Raw genomic sequence first — 17,328 nt, 5'->3', positions numbered from 1 at the left:
GATTAAAGGTTAGTTGCTTCACCTTGGTAAACAGCACCACGACGAGCATCAACAGTAATCTTAGAACCATCCTTGATCTTTTCAACTGCATCAGTAGCACCAACAACAACTGGGATACCAAGTGAAAGACCAACAACAGCTGCGTGACTAGTTAAACCTGAAGCTTCAACTACCATACCTGAAGCCTTCTTGATTGCTGGTAAGTAATCCTTATCAGTAGTCTTAGCAACTAAGATGTCACCATCTTGAACTTTGCTGTTTGCTTCTTCAGCAGAAGTTGCAACTACGGCTTTACCAATAACTGATTGTTCACCAACACCTAAACCTTTAACAAGTTGGGTACCGATCAATTGTAACTTCATCAAGTTAGTAGTACCAGTTTCGCCCAAAGGAACACCAGCAACGATAATTACTAAGTCGCCGTCTTTTGCAAGACCAGTTTCTTTAGCAAGTTCTGCTGCCTTGTCAAACATTTCTTCAGTAGTCTTAGGCTTTTCAACCAACATTGGCTTTACACCCCAAACAACACCTAATGAGTGTTCGATCTTTTCATCGAATGTCATAGCGATGATGTCAGCGTTTGGACGATACTTAGAAATCATACGTGCAGTGTAACCAGATTCAGTTGCGGCAATAATAGTCTTAACGCCCAATTCTTCAGCAGTTCTAACAACTGATTCACCGATAGCTTCAGTAACGTTTGAACCCTTGTATTCTTCAAATCTTTGAAGAGCTAACTTGTTACGCTTAGCAAGTTGCTTTTCAGTACGCATGTCGATTTCAGCCATAGCCTTAACAGCCTTAACTGGGTAAAGACCGTTTGCAGATTCACCTGAAAGCATAGTTGCGTCAGTACCATCAAGAACAGCGTTTGCAACGTCAGTAACTTCGGCACGAGTTGGACGTGGGTTTTCTTGCATTGAGTCAAGCATTTGAGTAGCAGTAATAACTGGCTTACCTAATGCGTTACATCTTCTAATTAATTCCTTTTGTACAAATGGAACATTAATAAATGGAATTTCAACACCCATGTCACCACGAGCAACCATTAAACCATCAGAAACCTTTAAGATTTCATCGATGTTATCAATACCTTCTTGTGATTCAATCTTAGGGAAGATCTTTACGTATTCACAATGTGCTTCTTCAAGCAATTGACGAATGTCAAGAACATCTTGTGCTTTACGAACGAATGAAGCAAAGATGAAGTTGATACCTTCCTTTAAACCGAACTTAATATCGTTAGTATCTTTTTCAGTGATACCTGGGAGGCGAATTTCAACACCAGGAGCGTTAACACCCTTCTTAGAACCAATTAAACCAGTGTTTTGAGCTTCACAAACTAATTCTCTCTTAGCGTCATCTTTTTCCTTAATCAAAAGGTCAACTAAACCATCATCGATTAATACGTGACCGCCAACGTGAGTATCATCGTAAAGTCCATCGTAGGTAACGTGGATCATATCCTTGTTACCCTTCTTAGTGTCATCCATAGAAATACGGATAGTGTCACCAGTGTTAATAGTGAACTTGCCGCCTTCTTGTTCAGTAGTTCTAATTTCGGCACCCTTAGTATCAAGAGCAATGCCAAGAAGTTTACCAGTCTTCTTTTCAATCTCACGAACCATGTTCATACGTGCACGGTGTTCTTCGTGGTCACCGTGTGAGAAGTTGAAGCGGAATACGTTTGCACCTGCTTCAGCTAATTTAGTAATAGTCTCAACATCGTTTGAGGCTGGCCCTAAAGTACTAACAATTTTAGTTTTCTTCATCTTGAAAAAATCTCCTATAATACAAAATCAAAAACTACTTGGCTAAGTCTTTGTTTAATGAGTATAACGCATAATTACCGTGGTGTTTTGCATCAAACAAATCAAGAATGTCATGGTGAGAAAGCTTGTTGTTCTCAATACCAACAGCTAAGCCGCCCTTACCTTCAAGTAACAACTTAACAGCATAAGCTCCCATTTCACTTGCTAATACACGATCACGAGTTGTTGGGCTTCCGCCACGTTGCATGTGACCTAAGATATTAGCACGAGCATCAAAGTCGCCATACTTAAGAAGTTCGTCCTTAAATTTATTAGCGTCCATAACACCTTCTGCTAAAACAACAATTCCATGCTTCTTGCCATTAGCAAATCCTTGCTTCAAGTTTTCAGCAATTTCCTTAATGTCATAAGGCTCTTCTGGGATAACAATTGCATCTGCGCCAGTAGCAACACCAACGTGCATTGCAATATCTCCACAATCACGACCCATAACATTTACAACAAATACACGTTGGTGACTTGTTGCAGTATCACGAATTTTATCAATGGCTTCCATTGCAGTATTACATGCAGTGTCAAAACCAATTGTGAAATCAGTGTAAGGAATATCATTGTCAATTGAACCAGGAAGACCAACAGCATTATAGCCATGTCTTGTAAGTTTCAATGCACCATGGTAAGAACCGTCACCACCGATGACAACTAAAGCATCGATTCCATGCTTCTTTAATTGTTCGATTCCCTTAAGTTGAACTTCTTCTTCCTTAAATTCTGGGAAACGAGCTGAGTAAAGAAAGGTACCGCCGCGGTTAATCTTGTCCGCAACTGTTTCAGAAGTCATTTGGAAAATATCGCCAGCAACTAAACCAGCATATCCGTAACGAATTCCGCAAACTTCGATACCGTTTGCCAAAGCTGTACGAGTAACAGCTCTAATGGCAGCGTTCATACCAGGGGCATCTCCACCACTAGTTAAAATACCAATCCGTTTCATGAATTCACCTCTACGATTTTCTGTGTTTTACTCACATCGGTTTTATCGTACCATTTTTTTAACTCATTGTCTTCAAAAATAATCCTATTTTTTTCGTTAATAAAGCCTGCTAAATAAATGTTTTCGCTTTCAACCCTATCAGAATCTATTTTACTAGAATTTAAAAGTTTTAAATTAATCTTTAAAATTAACTTTGCGAGCATTTGAAAGTAAAAATTGCGTCTTAGTTGGACTAAAACGATCACTTTGTGTCTTCACCTGCAATAAATATATATCGCCAATCTTTAAGTTTTCTTCTACTTTCTTCCATACTTGAGGAAAAATTGTAAAATCTTTATCGCCACTACTATCGCTAAAAACGGCAAAAGCCATATTGTCACCCTTTTTGGTGGTGATTTGCTTTATCCTCATTAATTTTCCGACCGCAATTCCCTGCTCGTTACTCTCAAAAGCTTGCAGCCTTTTCGCGTTATACTTTCTAGCATATTTTTGAACGGCAATGATTGGATTAATACCAGTACTAAAGCCCATTGCTTCCACTTCCATTGCAGATTTTTCAGCAGCAGTCGGCATTTTTTCCTCTTCAATTTTTGGCTCCAATGTTTCGAATAAAGATAAGTTTGAACCTGCCATTTTTACACTTTCAACCAAGTCTTTATTTATTTTCAAAAGTTCATTGCGATTTGGAGCTAGTCGATCAAAAGCGCCCGCTTTAATTAAATTTGCGATGGCATCAGCACTCAGTAAATTATTATCAATCTTCCACAAAAAATCTGTCATTGATTTAATTGGCCGTTTAATTTCTAGTATTTGCTTCAGTAAATCACTTCTTAATCCGCGAATTGCCTTCAAACCGACTAAAATTTTGCCATTTTCAAGTGAAAAATCTGCCTGACTGTTCTCAATATCCGGTGGCAAAGTCTTAATTCCAGCTTCTTGAGCCTGCATCAAGTATTGGGCAATCTTATTACGATTACCAATATTACTGTTTAAAAGAGAAAGATAAAAAGCACCTGGATAATGAACTTTAAAGTAGGCAAGCCAAAAGGCAATTTTACTATATGCAACTGCGTGCGACCGGTTAAAACCATAATTAGCAAACTGAGCAATATAATCATAAACCTGCTCTGCTACTTCTTTTCGTCTGCCCAGTTTAACGGCGCCTTGGATGAACTTCTCCCTTTCTTTTTGTATTACATCCGCATTTTTCTTAGACATGGCTCGTCTTAACAGATCGGCTTCACCTAAAGAAAAACCAGCTAAGACTTGAGCCGTCTGCATAACTTGCTCTTGATAAACTAAAACACCGTAAGTTGGTCCTAAGATTTTCTTCAAGCTAGGATCGGGATATTGTACTCTTTCCTTACCATGTTTTCTGTTAATGAAATGTCCAATATTATTCATTGGACCTGGGCGATACAAGGCGTTTACAGCAACAATGTCTTCAAAACTATCTGGATGAAGCTGCTCTAAAACACGTTTAATCCCATCAGATTCAAACTGGAAGACGGCATCTGTATCACCACGTTGAAATAAAGCAAGCGTTTCTTGATCATTTAACGGAATCTGATTAGGATCAATTTCAACTCCCTCTGATTTTAATGCTGCAATAATATTGCCCAAAATAGTTAAGTTTCTTAAGCCTAAAAAGTCAATTTTCAATAATCCTAAGGACTCGACGTTTAATTTCGTTTGCTGCGTTACTGGTATTCCTAAAGGGCCTGCCTGTAAGCCCACGATCTCTGCTAATGAATCATCGGTAATTACTAAACCGGCTGCATGAATTGAATAATGACGTGGTAAATTTTCTAAATGCTCAGCAGTTGCAAACAAAATTTTGCTAAAAGTATTTGTATTAACTAAAAGCTGTAATTCTTTTGATTTTTGATATGCTTCTGCTAAAGTAATTTTTCCTTTTGCATGCGGAATTGCATCTAACCAACGATATGTTTCAACTTTGTTTAGTCCAAAAACACGACAAACATCTTTTAAAACTTGCTTAGCAGCTAAAGTACCAAAGGTTAAAATTTGGGCGGCATGATTCATCCCATATTTTTCAAACATATACTTGATTACTTCATCACGTCGATTATCTGGAATATCTAAGTCAATATCTGGCATTTGCTGACGAGCAGGATTTAAGAAACGTTCAAATAGCAAGTTATATTCAAGCGGATCAACTTCAGTAATTCTTAAAGCATATGAGACAAGTGAGCCAGCAGCCGAGCCTCGACCAGGTCCAGTTGTAATATGGACACTATGGGCAAAGTTCATCACATCCCACACAATAAGAAAATAATCATCAAATCCCATCTCATTGATTACTTTTAGTTCATAATCTAATCTTTTTTGGTATCTTTCCGGAATCTGTCCCTTAAATCTTTTAGCAAGACCATTTTGGGCCAATGAATGCAAATACTCTTTTGATGTTGGAAATTTATTTTGCTTGAATTTTGGTAACTGTGGATCTTGAAATGTAATCTTAGCATTGCAAAGTTGACCTATTTTTTCAGCATTTTCTAAAGCATCTTCGATTTCAAATTTTCGATAATTAACCTGTAACTCTTCGCTAGTCTTTAAGTAGTGCGAACCAGCTTGCTTAGCTAACTGCTCCACATTTTCTAAATGGGTGTTACTTTTAATAGCTTGCAAAGTTCTTCTTAAGAACTGCTCGTTGCGATTAAGATATTGTCCATCTTCGACTGCAGCTAATGACAGTTCAAATTGTGTTGCTAACGAACGAAGATAATTTATATATTCTTGCTGTCCTTGATCTGCATAAACACCTAAGTAAACTAATGAAGATGTAGGAACAGCATCCTTCAGTATACGAACATAATTAGCCCCCATATTAGGATTATTAGTTTGCAGCATCTTTAGTTCACTATGTAAATTACTAGGCGTAATTATAACTAAATGACCAAGATATTTTTTTAATTCTTCAAGCTCTAAAACATTTTCTTTTTCACCATTTTCGGTTAAAAGATTAACTGCACTTGATAAACGTAAGATATTTTTATAACCTTGATCATCTTTAGCTATGACAATTAAATCATACTTATTCGCCTGATCAATCAAACCATTAATTCTTAACTGCATCCCTAATAGAGGCTTAATTCCAGTTTCTTTGGCTGCTTTATAAAAGTTAACTAAGCCATAAGTAATATTCACATCCGTCAAGGCAAGTGCAGAATAACCTTTTTTCTTTGCGTTTTCAGCTAAATCCTTAACTTTAGTTGGACTCTCCAATAATGTAAAGCTACTAAGGTTTTGCAAACTAACTGTTCCCATATGCTCACCCTTTCTAATAATTTAAGTATAGCAAATTCTCTCTTCTTGGCTTGCGTAAAGCTCTTATTTTTGCTAAGATACCTAGCGAAAGAAGGAGAAATTATGCGCTATATTATTACTATGGTTTGGTCATGCATTTTTTGCGAAGTTATCGGTTTTATCGCTGCATCTTTAACTCAGATGCAATTTAATCCTATGCAATCTTTGATTATTGGCGCAGTCTTTGGCTTGCTATTCGCAATTATTATTCCCGCCATTACTGCTAAGAGTTACAAAGACAAGAGTAAGTACAATAAACTTTAATTGAATTAAATTTGAATATTTTAAAAAGCTGTTTCATAATGAAACAGCTTTTTTAGTACCATAATTAATAAAATTTATAGTTCTTAGTAGTATCTACTTTGATATCACCATGAGTTAAGTACTCGCTAAACATTTGTACGTAGTCCTGATCAAAGATTTTTTCAATCTTATCCATACTATAAGCTGGATAAAATCCTCCGCCTAAAGCACGATAGTTGTTAACGGCTAACTTATATACCTTATCATCTTCAAGATCTTTGCCATTTAAGATTACTTTAGTCAATCGATGACCAACTGGTCTTGAAAGATCAGCTTCATATTTTACTGGATAGAAAAGATCAAAATGATAAAGCATTGGCTTTGGCGTAATCCAACGATCAATAAACTTAATTTTACCGTTTTTATCTTTTTCTAAGAATCCAGCTGAGTATTCAATAATTTCCTTTAATTCTTTTCCAGTCAACTTAACAATGCAGAGTTGATTTGCATATGGATAGTTTAATAATACTTCTCGCATCGTTACATTCTTTGAAAAACCATGAGCAGATTCAGACATAATTGCTGTTGCCGAAACATCTGCTCCGGTAAACCAAAGTTGCATTTGCTGAATAAGATTGATAAAAGGTGCTCCCTCAATTCTTCCTTTAATAGCATCTTCAATTGGCGCTGGTTCAGATAAGTGTGCAATAGGTTGATCTAGCCATTTTTGTGTTTCTTCATCTAGATTCTTAACGATCTTTTCAATTGCTGGATCTGGTGCATAATCTTTACTATCAATCAATTCAGTAGTCATATTATTGATTTTAACTTTACCATTCGTATCCTTATCAAAATCAATGACCACTTTACCAACTGCTTCTCCGCGATAGCCTGGCTGAACAATTGCCGTATCACGCGTAACTAAGTTTAGGCGACGATGTTGGTGTCCAGTTAAAAAGACATCAATTTCCGGGATCTCAGTTAAGATTTTATAACCTTCATTTTCGCCTGTATGAGGCTCAGTTGCTTCTCCAGTCAATGGGTCACTTTCAAAGCCACCATGATATAGAGCACAAAGAATATCTACTTGTGGGCGCAATTTTTTAGCTAATTTAGAAAGTACATCATAACCAGAAACAAACTTTAAACCTTTGATATGATCTTCTGATTCCCAATGAGAAATATACTGGGTAGTAATTCCCATAATTCCTATTTTTAGACCAGCTTTTTCAATAATCGTATATTCTTTTCCAAAGAAAGGTACATTTGTTGCTGCGTCTAAAATATTATCATTGATAAATGGAGCACGATTGTTATCAACGTAGTAGGATAAATAATCTAAACCATAATTAAAGTCATGATTGCCTAATGCACGTGCATCATATCCAACTTCATTATAAGCTTCAGTAAATTTACGCAATCCTTCATCTTCAGGCAACTTTTGAGTGTAGCTAGCTAAAGGAGAGCCTTGCAAACAATCTCCACTATCAGTAACTAAGACATTTTCAGCACCGTATTTTTCTTTTTCACTTTTAACCACGCTACTTACGCGACTAAGAGAAATTGGAGCATCGTAGTTGTCTTTATTTTGATAATCAGTTGGCATTAAAAAGCCATGCGTATCACTTGAATGTAAAATAACTAATTTCATTAATACCTATTCCTTTAATCAAAAATTACATAAAAAAAGACACCCCAAGGTGTCTTTAATTAATCGTTATTTTGTTGCTTGTTTTCGTTAGCAACTTGACGGCCTTTGTAAAAGCCCTTTGGTGAAACGCGGTGGCTTAAACGGTATTCACCAGTAGTAGCATCGTAATGCATTGCTGGTGTGGCTAATTTAATATGACCACGACGTGAACGTTTCTTTTGCTTAGAAGTTTTTCTTGCAGGAACTGCCATTAGTTAGATCTCCTTTTTTATAGAATTGAGACTTGCGAACCTTTGAATAAACAAATTCACTAAATACTCACGTATTTCAATAATACAATCTAAGAGCTGATAAATCAAGTCCAATCTTATTTTGTAGCTTCAGAATTGTTAACTTTCTTTAATTCAGCAATCTGCTTATCTTTAGATTCAATTTCACTCCGATATTTATTATCTAATTCTTTCTTCTGTTTTGCTAGTGCTTTTTTTACATCTGGAGAAACTTTTTCTCCTCTTCCAATTAAAAGTGAAACTAAAGCTCCCAGTAAAAGCATAATAACTAAGACAATTATTAAAGGCATTTTAGGTTGGAAAAAGCCAAAATTGATTGCTACTGGTTCAGTATTTAAACAGGCGAAAATTACAAGCACTAAAACGATTATTAGTCCAATTACTAAATTTCTTTGCTTATTCATTATTTTTCCCTACTTTCTACTAGCAAATTTCAAACTTGCCCAATCACCAATGCGTGGGAAAATCTGATAAAGTTTTGCTAAAGTAGCTAGACTTAATGGTAAATTCAATTCACGACGATTAGAACCAAAGAAATGAACCACTTGCCAAGCTACATCATCAGGATCAAGCATAAAACGTTGTACATTATTTACATAAGATCCACTTTCGTCTGCGGTATTAAAGAAATTCGTATAAACTGGTCCAGGATTTACTGTCATCACCTTAACACCGAATGGCTTTAATTCTAAACGTAAAACATTTGAAAATTGAATAATAGCTGCCTTAGTTGCACTATATGCTGCAGTTTTAGTAGTAGGTACAATTCCAGCAATTGAGCCAAAGTTGATAATTTGACCATTTTTTTGATCAATCATTACCCGTGCAACAAGACGGGTAAAGTACATTAAACCTAAGACATTAGTTTGGAACATTTCAGTCACTACCTGAGGTGAAGTTTCTAAAAATTCTTTAAAGACGCCAAAACCAGCTGCATTAACGAGATAATCAATGTGGTTAACATGACTAATAATTTCATTAAAGGCACGGTCGATTTGATCAGCTTTACTAATATCAGTTGGAAATACAAATACTTCGTTTCCTGAAAGTTGACGAGCTTCATTGGCAATTTCTTCTAATTTATCTTGATGACGAGCCATTAAAATGATAGTTGCTCCTCGGCTAGCACTCTCTAACGCAATCGAGCGACCAATACCACTTGAAGCTCCAGTAACTACTACGACTTTATCCCTTAACGAATTACTCATATTATTATCCCCTCAATGTAATTTCAAAACTATCTAAATCATTAGCTAAACGAGTATGCTTAAAGATCTTTCTCGCTTCATGTTCTAATTCTTTACCTGCTTTTCCCGTGTAGCGCGCAGAAATATGGGTCAAATAAAGCTTTCGTACATGACGATCTCTTGCTATACGAGCAGCATCTAAGCAAGTTGAATGGAAATAGCGATGCGCCATCTTTTCTTCATCACCATTAAAAGTAGATTCATGAACTAAAACATCTGCATGATCAGCTAGCTTACCAATGTTTTCTGTTGGACGTGTATCATAGATAATTGTAACAACTCGTCCTGGACGCTCTTTGCCAAGGAAATCTCGCCCATCTAATTTTTGACCATCGCTTAATGTAATTGTCTTCCCGGCTTTTAATTGACCAAGAAGTGGCCCATTTGGCACATTATATTCTGCAACCTTATCCATCAATAATTCACCAGGACGTGGCTTTTCAACCACACGAAAGCCAAAACTTGGTACGCGGTGATCTAAACGGGCAGTATAAACGGCGAAAAGATTGTTTTCAAAAATTAAACCGTCTTCTTTCAAAACAACGTATTTAATTGGATATGATACGCGAGTTCTTGAAACTTTCAAAGAAGTTTGCACAAATTGTTCAATTCCAGCAGGTCCATAAATTGTCAATGGACCACCGTCGCCTTGAAAGGAACGAGATGAAAGAAAACCTGGCAAACCAAAAATATGATCGCCATGAGTATGCGAAATAAAAATTCGCGTTACCTTTCTAGGTCTAATGTTAGTTTTTAAAATTTGATGCTGTGTAGCTTCACCTACATCAAATAACCATACTTCATTTAATTCATCTAATAATTTAAGTGCGGTACAAGAAACGTTTCTGCTTTTTGACGGCTGCCCAGCACTTGTTCCTAAAAATTGTATTTCCATGAAAACCCTATTTCTAATACTTTCCTTTTGTAACTAACATTTTAGTTACATAAGCACTATAATATTTTGATCCTGCTGTAGTTGGGTGCGTATGATCATCATAGAACCAATCTTGATGACTCCCGGCAAACTCATGCCATTTGATAATGGTTAGGTTAGGATATTTTTTAGCCGCTGCATCCAATTCACTATTAACTTGATCTTGCCAATCACGTGTTGGAACATGCGTATTAATCCAAAAAACATGCCGCTTTGGTCCAATAATTTGCATTAAACGATCAAGTTCTTTAGGAGCAAAAGCACCATTTGTTCCTAAACCGATCAATACATTATTGTTTAAAGCACCTTTATTCTTGTACTGTTCAAAAAGAGGAATTGTGTCACCCAATTGTCTAGAAACAGCTGCATCAACAATCAAATGCGGCATTAACTTTTGCAAATTTTGACTAGAGCCTGCCATCACGGAATCCCCAATTGCAGTTACTTGGATTTTTTGCGCTAATTGCAAGTCAACTTGAGAAATGCCATATTTTTCAAAATCCTTATTTACGGGTTTGGTTGCTGCTGCTTTCTTAGCTTGCTTTAGGATTTTTGATTTTGAAGTTGCTGATTTTTTCTTTTTAGATTGTGCTTCTTTAATTAACTTTTTATTCTTCTTAAGTTGTTTATTTCGGTTCGATTTAATTTGAGTTGCTAGTTCTGAATGATTGGGATTTTCGGCCTTTACAGTTGGTGCCTTAAGAATTCCAAAACTACCTAAAATAAAGACAACTATTCCAGTCGCAAATAATGCTTTTGATTGATAATGGTTAGCTTGAAAATTTAAGGCTTTTGATAAAAATTGACGTAGTTTTTCCCAATCAATCCGTCCAAATGGTTTTTCAATAAAACGATAACTTAATTCTGCAATTATTAAAATTAAAACAACTTCGATTAAATGGTACAAAATTACATGGTCTGCAATATCTTTGACCTTATCTTCGAAGAAAATCATCACTGGGAACTGATATAAATAAATTCCGTATGACCGGGACCCAATCCAGCTAAATACAGGATTAGTCAGCCATTTATTCCAACTACTACCAGGATGAGCAATTACGCCTACAAAAATCATTGTTACTAAGGAGAATAAAAACATCCCGCCACGGTAAGCAAAAGCTTTTTGCGGGTTAAAGATTGGACTAGTAGCCATCAATAAAATACCGACTAGGGCTACACTCCCAATTATATTTAAGAGTCGTCTATCTCCCTTTTCAAGGTTGGCATTTAACTTCCATGTTGGCCAAAATACTGCTAACATTGCACCCAAGCCTAATGAAAAGAATCTCGTATCTGTTCCATAGTAAATTCTACTTGTATCAACACCTGGCTTAAATAAAAAGGCCATCTCTAAAGCAGAAAATACAGTTAAGACTGTAATAATCCAAAAAATTATCTTTTTCTTTTTGGCTAATTTAACTAATAGAAAAATTACCAGAGGCCAAATAATATAAAACTGTCCTTCAATTGACATTGTCCATAAATGAACGAATGGAGATTCATTGGAGGCAAAACGTTCAAAATAACTCTGACCATTCTTTATTTGCCAAAAATTATAAACATTTAAGAGGTTAGCAACTACTATCTGATTTAACTTAGCTAAAAGATTTTGCTGAAAAAGTAAGATATAGGCACTACATCCCCATAACAGAGCAATCATTTGGGGGTATAATTTCTTGATTCGTCTTATATAAAAAGATTTAAAGTCATATTTTCCCCGCTCTTCATAGGCATGAAACATATGGTCTGTAACTAAATATCCAGACAGTACTAGAAATATCGGCACACCCAAATATCCACCCATAAATCGATTTGGATTAAGGTGATATAGAATTACTCCAATAACAGCTAAAGCACGAAGTCCGGCATAGCCTGTAATAAAGCGGTTCTTTCTTTTCAAAAGTCTTACTCCCAACTTTTAATTTTTATTAATCTACAAACTCAAAAGTAAAGTCAGCTATTGATACATCGTCGCCGTTTACTGCTCCCTTTTCTCTTAAAGCATCATCTACACCCATCCGCTTTAATTTACGAGCTAGAAGCATAATTCCATCAGTATGATCCAGATTCGTTCTTTGAACAAGACGCTCTAACTTATTGCCAGTAACAATAAAGCTATGCTCGCCAGTTCGCTCAACCTTAAATCCATCATCTTCAGGCTTTTTATAAACATATTCTTTTTCGGCAACTTTAATTTCTGCTGGTTTTTCAGCTTCTTCTTTTGCAACTTCTTCAACAAGATCTGCTGTCTTACCCATTAGTTCGCTGACACCCTGATGGGTAACACTAGAAATAGGATATACAGTCTTATCTCCTAATTTCTTCTTAAATTCAGCTAGTTTTTCTTCGCTTCCAGGAATATCCATTTGCGTTGCTACAATAAGTTCTTTCTTACTTGTTAAATCCTTAGTGTAGCCTGCTAATTCCTTGCGAATTGTTTCATAATCTTCATAGGCATCTCTACCATTATTTGGATCCATTGAAACTAAGTGTAAAATTACCTTTGTACGTTCAACGTGGCGCAAAAATTGAATTCCAAGGCCTACCCCCTTAGATGCACCTTCAATTAATCCGGGCAAGTCCGCCATTGAAAAGTCGCGGCCATCCGGCAGAACAACCATTCCTAAGTTTGGCGTCAAAGTAGTAAATTCATAAGCTGCAATCTTTGGCTTTGCTTTAGTTACAACAGACAAAAGCGTTGATTTCCCAACTGATGGAAACCCTACTAGTCCTACATCTGCTAATACCTTTAATTCTAAGCGTAAGGTACGAAATTCTCCTGGTTCACCATTTTCAGCAATTTCTGGAGCTGTTCTAGTTGGAGTAGCAAAGTGAATATTACCTATGCCGCCCTTACCGCCACGAGCTACTACAAGCTCTTGACCATTTTTAACCAAGTCACCTAAAAGTTCACCAGTATTAAAGTCATAGACACTTGTTCCCATTGGAACCTTTAAGCGGACATCTTTAGCTCCGCGACCATATTGAGATTTGATGCGACCATTTTCACCATTATCAGCCTTAAACTTACGTCTAAAGCGAAAATCCATTAAAGTTCTCAAACCGGAATCAGCAACTAAAATAATACTGCCGCCTCGGCCACCGTCTCCACCAGCTGGACCGCCAAGTGGAACATATTTTTCATGACGAAAAGCAACTGCACCATCGCCGCCTTTTCCTGCTTGTACATCTATTTTTGTTTGGTCGACAAACATTAAGTATGCCTCCTTTTATATATCAAGTTATAATTAAAAAAATTCTTAAAGTTTCTTAACTATGATACCATATCAAGCCCTATTAAATCAGGTCTTTTATCGTTATTTTACAAACTCAATTTAACAGTTTGTGCTTGCGGAAGAGTTAAACCCGCATCTCGTAATTCTTCAATTGAAGCTTCTTTAATTTTCTTTAAAGATCCAAACTTGCGCAAAAGCTTATTTCTAGATTTCGGACCAATCCCTTTAATTTCATCTAATTTGCTTGAAAGAGCATTTTTAGCATGAGTTCTTCTATGAAAAGTAATTGCAAATCGGTGAACTTCATCCTGAATTCTTGTCATTAAGTAAAAACCTTCTGATTTTGGATTTAAAGGAATGAGTTTTAATTCTTCTCCTTGAGTAGGATCACCAAAAATCAAGTGATTGGTGCGGTGATGGTCATCTTTAACCATCCCTGCTACTGGAATATTGACGTTTAATTCATTTCTCAAAACATCTAAGCAAGCATCTACTTGAATTTGACCACCATCCATTAAAATTAAGTCAGGCATTTTCTTGTGCTCTTTCAGAAGACGACTATAGCGTCTTCTAACCACTTCGCGTGTATTTCCTACTTCGTCAGCCGCATTTTGGTGTTCTACTTCACCTTTTAATTTATACTTCCGATATTCATGTTTATCTGGTTCGCCATCAGTAAATACAACTAAGGCAGAAACAGGGTCAGCACCTTGAATATGAGAGTGGTCAAAACTTTCAATTCGATGGCCATATGGCAAACCCAAAGCATCAAAAATCTCTTTTTGTGCACCCTTGGTCTTGCGGTTACCTAATTCTAACAAGCGGAATTTTTCATCTAGTTTTAGCTTAGCGTTGTCATGTGCCATCTCTAATAAAGCCCGTTTTTGACCTCTTTGCGGAGTTCTTACCGCTACGCCTAAAACTTCAGCTAAAGCCTCATTATCAATTCCAGCTGGAACTAAGACTTCCTTTGGTAAAACACGATTTCTTTGACCATAGAATTGCGCAATAAACGATACAAACGCATCCTGCGGTTCATTAGTATCTGTTAGTGGAAACAATCTAGTTTCCCGCCGTAATAACTTGGCTTGTCTTAAGAAAAATACTTGAATCGAAATCCATGACTTATCAACGTAAAAGTTAAAAATATCTCTCTGAGTATGGTCATTAGAAATAATTTTTTGCTTTTCAACGGTTTGTTCAATATATTTTAACTGATCCCTAAATTCAGCCGCCCGCTCAAACTCCAAATTCATTGAAGCCTGAGTCATTTTTTCAGTTAAATCTTGTTTAACTTGAGAAATATCACCGTTTAAAAAACGCTTTATTTTTCTAATTTGCTTATCATAAGCACTCTTTGGCACCTCTTTAAAGCATGCGCCGAGGCACTGTCCCATATGATAGTAAAGACATGGGCGTCCCTGATGACCTGAACATCTTCTTAGCGGCCAAACCTTTTGAATAAATTTTAAAGTTGCTTGGGCTGCATAAACATTTGGATAAGGGCCAAAATAGTAGCCATGATCTTTATGAACAAATGAAGTTAAACGTGTTTGCGGATCTCTTTCGTTAGTAATTTCAATATATGGATAACCCGTACCTTGTTTTAGTTGAACGTTATAGTATGGTTGATATTTTTTAATTAAAGTAATTTCTAGTAAAAAAGATTCTTTGTCAGAAGAAACTGTAATAATATCAAAATCACGAATTTCACGAACAAGTTCAGCACGCCGACCAACTTGTTTACTCTTAAAATAGGAACGAACGCGGTTCTTCAAATTCTTAGACTTTCCCACATAAATCACGTTGCCGTTTATATCTTTCATTAAATAGCAACCTGGTTTGTCCGGTAGAAGCTTTAATTTATTTTCAATGTGTTCCGTTGCCATTAATTATTTTTCCTTCCTATTAAAATTCCCATAGTATTTTATCACGTTCCTTCTTAAAACCAAGTAAGATGTCTTTTTTATTTACCTTCTACCCTATCTTTTTATAAAATAATTAAGTAAACAAAAAGAAAGGTCGCAAATAAATGAAAAATATTTATTTTAATCATGATGGAAACATCGATGATTTGGTCTCACTTCTTTTACTATTGCAAGCACCTGATATCAAACTAATTGGAATCAGCGCAATTGATGGTGATGGATATATCGATCCAGCAGTAGAAGCTTGTCGAAAAATGGTCGATAAATTTAACTTACGCGGTGATAAGTTAGAAGTAGCTCGCTCAAATTCACGTGCAATTCATCAATTTCCAAAAGAGTGGCGCATGGCAACTTATTCCTTTAATTACTTCCCTATTTTGAATGAAAGCGGAGAAATTAAAACACCTGAAGCTCCACTTCCTGCCCATTTAGATATGATTGATAAAATTAAAAAGGCAGATGGTCCAGTTACTCTAATCATGACCGGACCAATTACTGACCTGGCAAGAGCTTTAGATGAAGATGCTTCTATTCAGTCAAAAATCGAAAAAGTTTACTGGATGGGTGGTTCATTAGATGGGCACGGCAATGTAGTGAGTGTTGATGCAGACGAAACGCAAGAATGGAATGCTTTCTGGGATCCAGAGGCTGTAAGACGTGTTCTAGATTCAGACCTCGACATTCAAATGGTAGGTCTTGAAAGTACTGAAGAATTGCCATTAACCGATGAACTTCGACAGCACTGGGCTAGTTTAAGAAAATATCCAGCTATTGATTTAGTTGGCTTAGGATACAGTCTAATTATCTCTGTACCTAATGCAGAACTATACTTGTGGGACGTTTTAACAACTATGTCTGCATTATATCCTGAACTCGTTGAAACTCGTCAGATTAAAGCCAATGTAATTACTTCAGGCTTAGCAAGCGGACGAATGTTCATTGATCCTAATGGAAAAGAAATTACTGAAGTGACAAAAGCAGATAAAGATTCATTCTTTGAAAAAATAGACAAAATTTTAGAAAGACAATAAATATATAGATGACAACTTGGTTAACACAATTTATCGAAAGCTTTGGCTACATTGCCATTATTCTTTTAATTGCCGTAGAAAATATTTTCCCTCCAATTCCCTCTGAGGTAATTTTGACACTGGGAGGTTTCTTAGTTAGTGGAACAAAATTAACTCTAATTGGAGTTATCCTCGCCTCTACTTTAGGTTCAGTTATCGGAGCCATAATTTTATTCTCAATTAGCCGGAATCTAACCTTACCGCGATTAGAGAAACTACTTGAAACTAAACTATTTAAACTTTTAGGTTTCAAAAAAGATGATGCACAAAAGGCGATCGACTGGTTCGACAAACACGGAATTGGCGCAATTTTTTATGGTCGCTGTATTCCAGTCGTTAGAAGTTTGATTTCTATCCCCGCAGGTATCGCTCATGTTGGCTGGACTAAATTTTTAGTTTTAACTACTTTAGGAAGTTTAGTTTGGAACAGTGTTTTGGTTGGCTTAGGACATTATATGGGGAAAAATTGGCAAGTCGTGGTTAGAATCTTCGATGACTACACGCTCGTAATTATTGCCCTTTTATTAATTTTATTTATTTACTTCGGAATTAAATGGTATAAGACTCGAATTAAGAAGTAGATTTTTACTGTAGATCAATACACAAAAAGAACGGTCATGACCGTTCTTTTTA

Annotated in this window: 14 protein-coding genes; 3 read left to right on the top strand and 11 right to left on the bottom strand. The window is 36.2% G+C overall.

The window, feature by feature from the left end; all coding sequences use genetic code 11:
• Positions 1-2 precede the first annotated feature (2 nt).
• The 3 genes from pyk to LGAS_RS04330 all read right to left on the bottom strand — a co-directional run bounded on the left by pyk (position 3) and on the right by LGAS_RS04330 (position 6,057).
• Positions 3-1,772 (bottom strand): pyruvate kinase, encoded by a 1,770-nt coding sequence (pyk, locus tag LGAS_RS04345; RefSeq protein ID WP_003647415.1) that lies wholly within the window; start codon positions 1,770-1,772, stop codon positions 3-5.
• A gap of 34 nt (positions 1,773-1,806) precedes the next feature.
• Positions 1,807-2,766: a 6-phosphofructokinase gene (gene pfkA / locus LGAS_RS04340; protein WP_003647416.1), complete on the bottom strand. Its 960-nt coding sequence runs from the start codon at positions 2,764-2,766 to the stop codon at positions 1,807-1,809.
• A gap of 174 nt (positions 2,767-2,940) precedes the next feature.
• A complete protein-coding gene (locus LGAS_RS04330; protein ID WP_003647418.1) occupies positions 2,941-6,057 on the bottom strand; it encodes a DNA polymerase III subunit alpha in 3,117 nt (1,038 codons plus the stop codon).
• Between the two features lie 102 nt (positions 6,058-6,159).
• Here LGAS_RS04330 and LGAS_RS04325 point away from each other — a divergent pair, with 102 nt between their 5' ends.
• Positions 6,160-6,360, top strand: a complete 201-nt coding sequence (locus LGAS_RS04325; protein ID WP_003650447.1) for a YjzD family protein — start codon at positions 6,160-6,162, stop codon at positions 6,358-6,360.
• A gap of 64 nt (positions 6,361-6,424) precedes the next feature.
• Here LGAS_RS04325 and LGAS_RS04320 read toward each other — a convergent pair whose 3' ends face one another.
• The 8 genes from LGAS_RS04320 to uvrC form a co-directional block, all read right to left on the bottom strand.
• Positions 6,425-7,990 carry a bifunctional metallophosphatase/5'-nucleotidase gene (locus LGAS_RS04320; protein ID WP_003647420.1) on the bottom strand — a complete coding sequence of 522 codons (1,566 nt, stop codon included), beginning with the start codon at positions 7,988-7,990 and terminating at the stop codon, positions 6,425-6,427.
• A 59-nt stretch (positions 7,991-8,049) separates the two neighbouring features.
• Entirely contained in the window at positions 8,050-8,241 is a 192-nt protein-coding gene (gene rpmF, locus LGAS_RS04315; protein ID WP_003647421.1) for a 50S ribosomal protein L32, read from the bottom strand.
• 116 nt (positions 8,242-8,357) lie between these two features.
• Positions 8,358-8,684 (bottom strand): lipopolysaccharide assembly protein LapA domain-containing protein, encoded by a 327-nt coding sequence (locus LGAS_RS04310; RefSeq protein WP_003647422.1) that lies wholly within the window; start codon positions 8,682-8,684, stop codon positions 8,358-8,360.
• Between the two features lie 9 nt (positions 8,685-8,693).
• Positions 8,694-9,488 (bottom strand): SDR family NAD(P)-dependent oxidoreductase, encoded by a 795-nt coding sequence (locus tag LGAS_RS04305; RefSeq protein WP_003647423.1) that lies wholly within the window; start codon positions 9,486-9,488, stop codon positions 8,694-8,696.
• Positions 9,489-9,492: 4 nt separating this feature from the next.
• On the bottom strand, positions 9,493-10,422 hold the full coding sequence (rnz, locus tag LGAS_RS04300; RefSeq protein ID WP_003647424.1) for a ribonuclease Z: 930 nt from the start codon (positions 10,420-10,422) through the stop codon (positions 9,493-9,495).
• A gap of 13 nt (positions 10,423-10,435) precedes the next feature.
• Positions 10,436-12,361, bottom strand: coding sequence for an acyltransferase family protein (locus tag LGAS_RS04295; protein WP_003655020.1), 1,926 nt, complete (start codon positions 12,359-12,361; stop codon positions 10,436-10,438).
• Positions 12,362-12,389: 28 nt separating this feature from the next.
• Positions 12,390-13,676 (bottom strand): GTPase ObgE, encoded by a 1,287-nt coding sequence (obgE, locus tag LGAS_RS04290; protein ID WP_003647426.1) that lies wholly within the window; start codon positions 13,674-13,676, stop codon positions 12,390-12,392.
• Positions 13,677-13,783: 107 nt separating this feature from the next.
• Positions 13,784-15,586, bottom strand: a complete 1,803-nt coding sequence (uvrC, locus tag LGAS_RS04285; protein ID WP_003650438.1) for an excinuclease ABC subunit UvrC — start codon at positions 15,584-15,586, stop codon at positions 13,784-13,786.
• 143 nt (positions 15,587-15,729) lie between these two features.
• On the opposite strand from uvrC, the gene LGAS_RS04280 reads away from it, so the two are divergent.
• Both LGAS_RS04280 and LGAS_RS04275 read left to right on the top strand, forming a co-directional pair.
• Positions 15,730-16,656 (top strand): nucleoside hydrolase, encoded by a 927-nt coding sequence (locus LGAS_RS04280; RefSeq protein ID WP_003647427.1) that lies wholly within the window; start codon positions 15,730-15,732, stop codon positions 16,654-16,656.
• A gap of 8 nt (positions 16,657-16,664) precedes the next feature.
• The gene (locus tag LGAS_RS04275) at positions 16,665-17,276 is read left to right on the top strand and encodes a DedA family protein (RefSeq protein WP_003647428.1); all 612 of its coding nucleotides are present in this window, start codon (positions 16,665-16,667) and stop codon (positions 17,274-17,276) included.
• Positions 17,277-17,328 lie beyond the last annotated feature (52 nt).

Source organism: Lactobacillus gasseri ATCC 33323 = JCM 1131 (assembly GCF_000014425.1).
GTDB classification, from domain to species: Bacteria; Bacillota; Bacilli; order Lactobacillales; family Lactobacillaceae; genus Lactobacillus; species Lactobacillus gasseri.
This window is presented reverse-complemented; position numbering and strand designations above follow the sequence as displayed.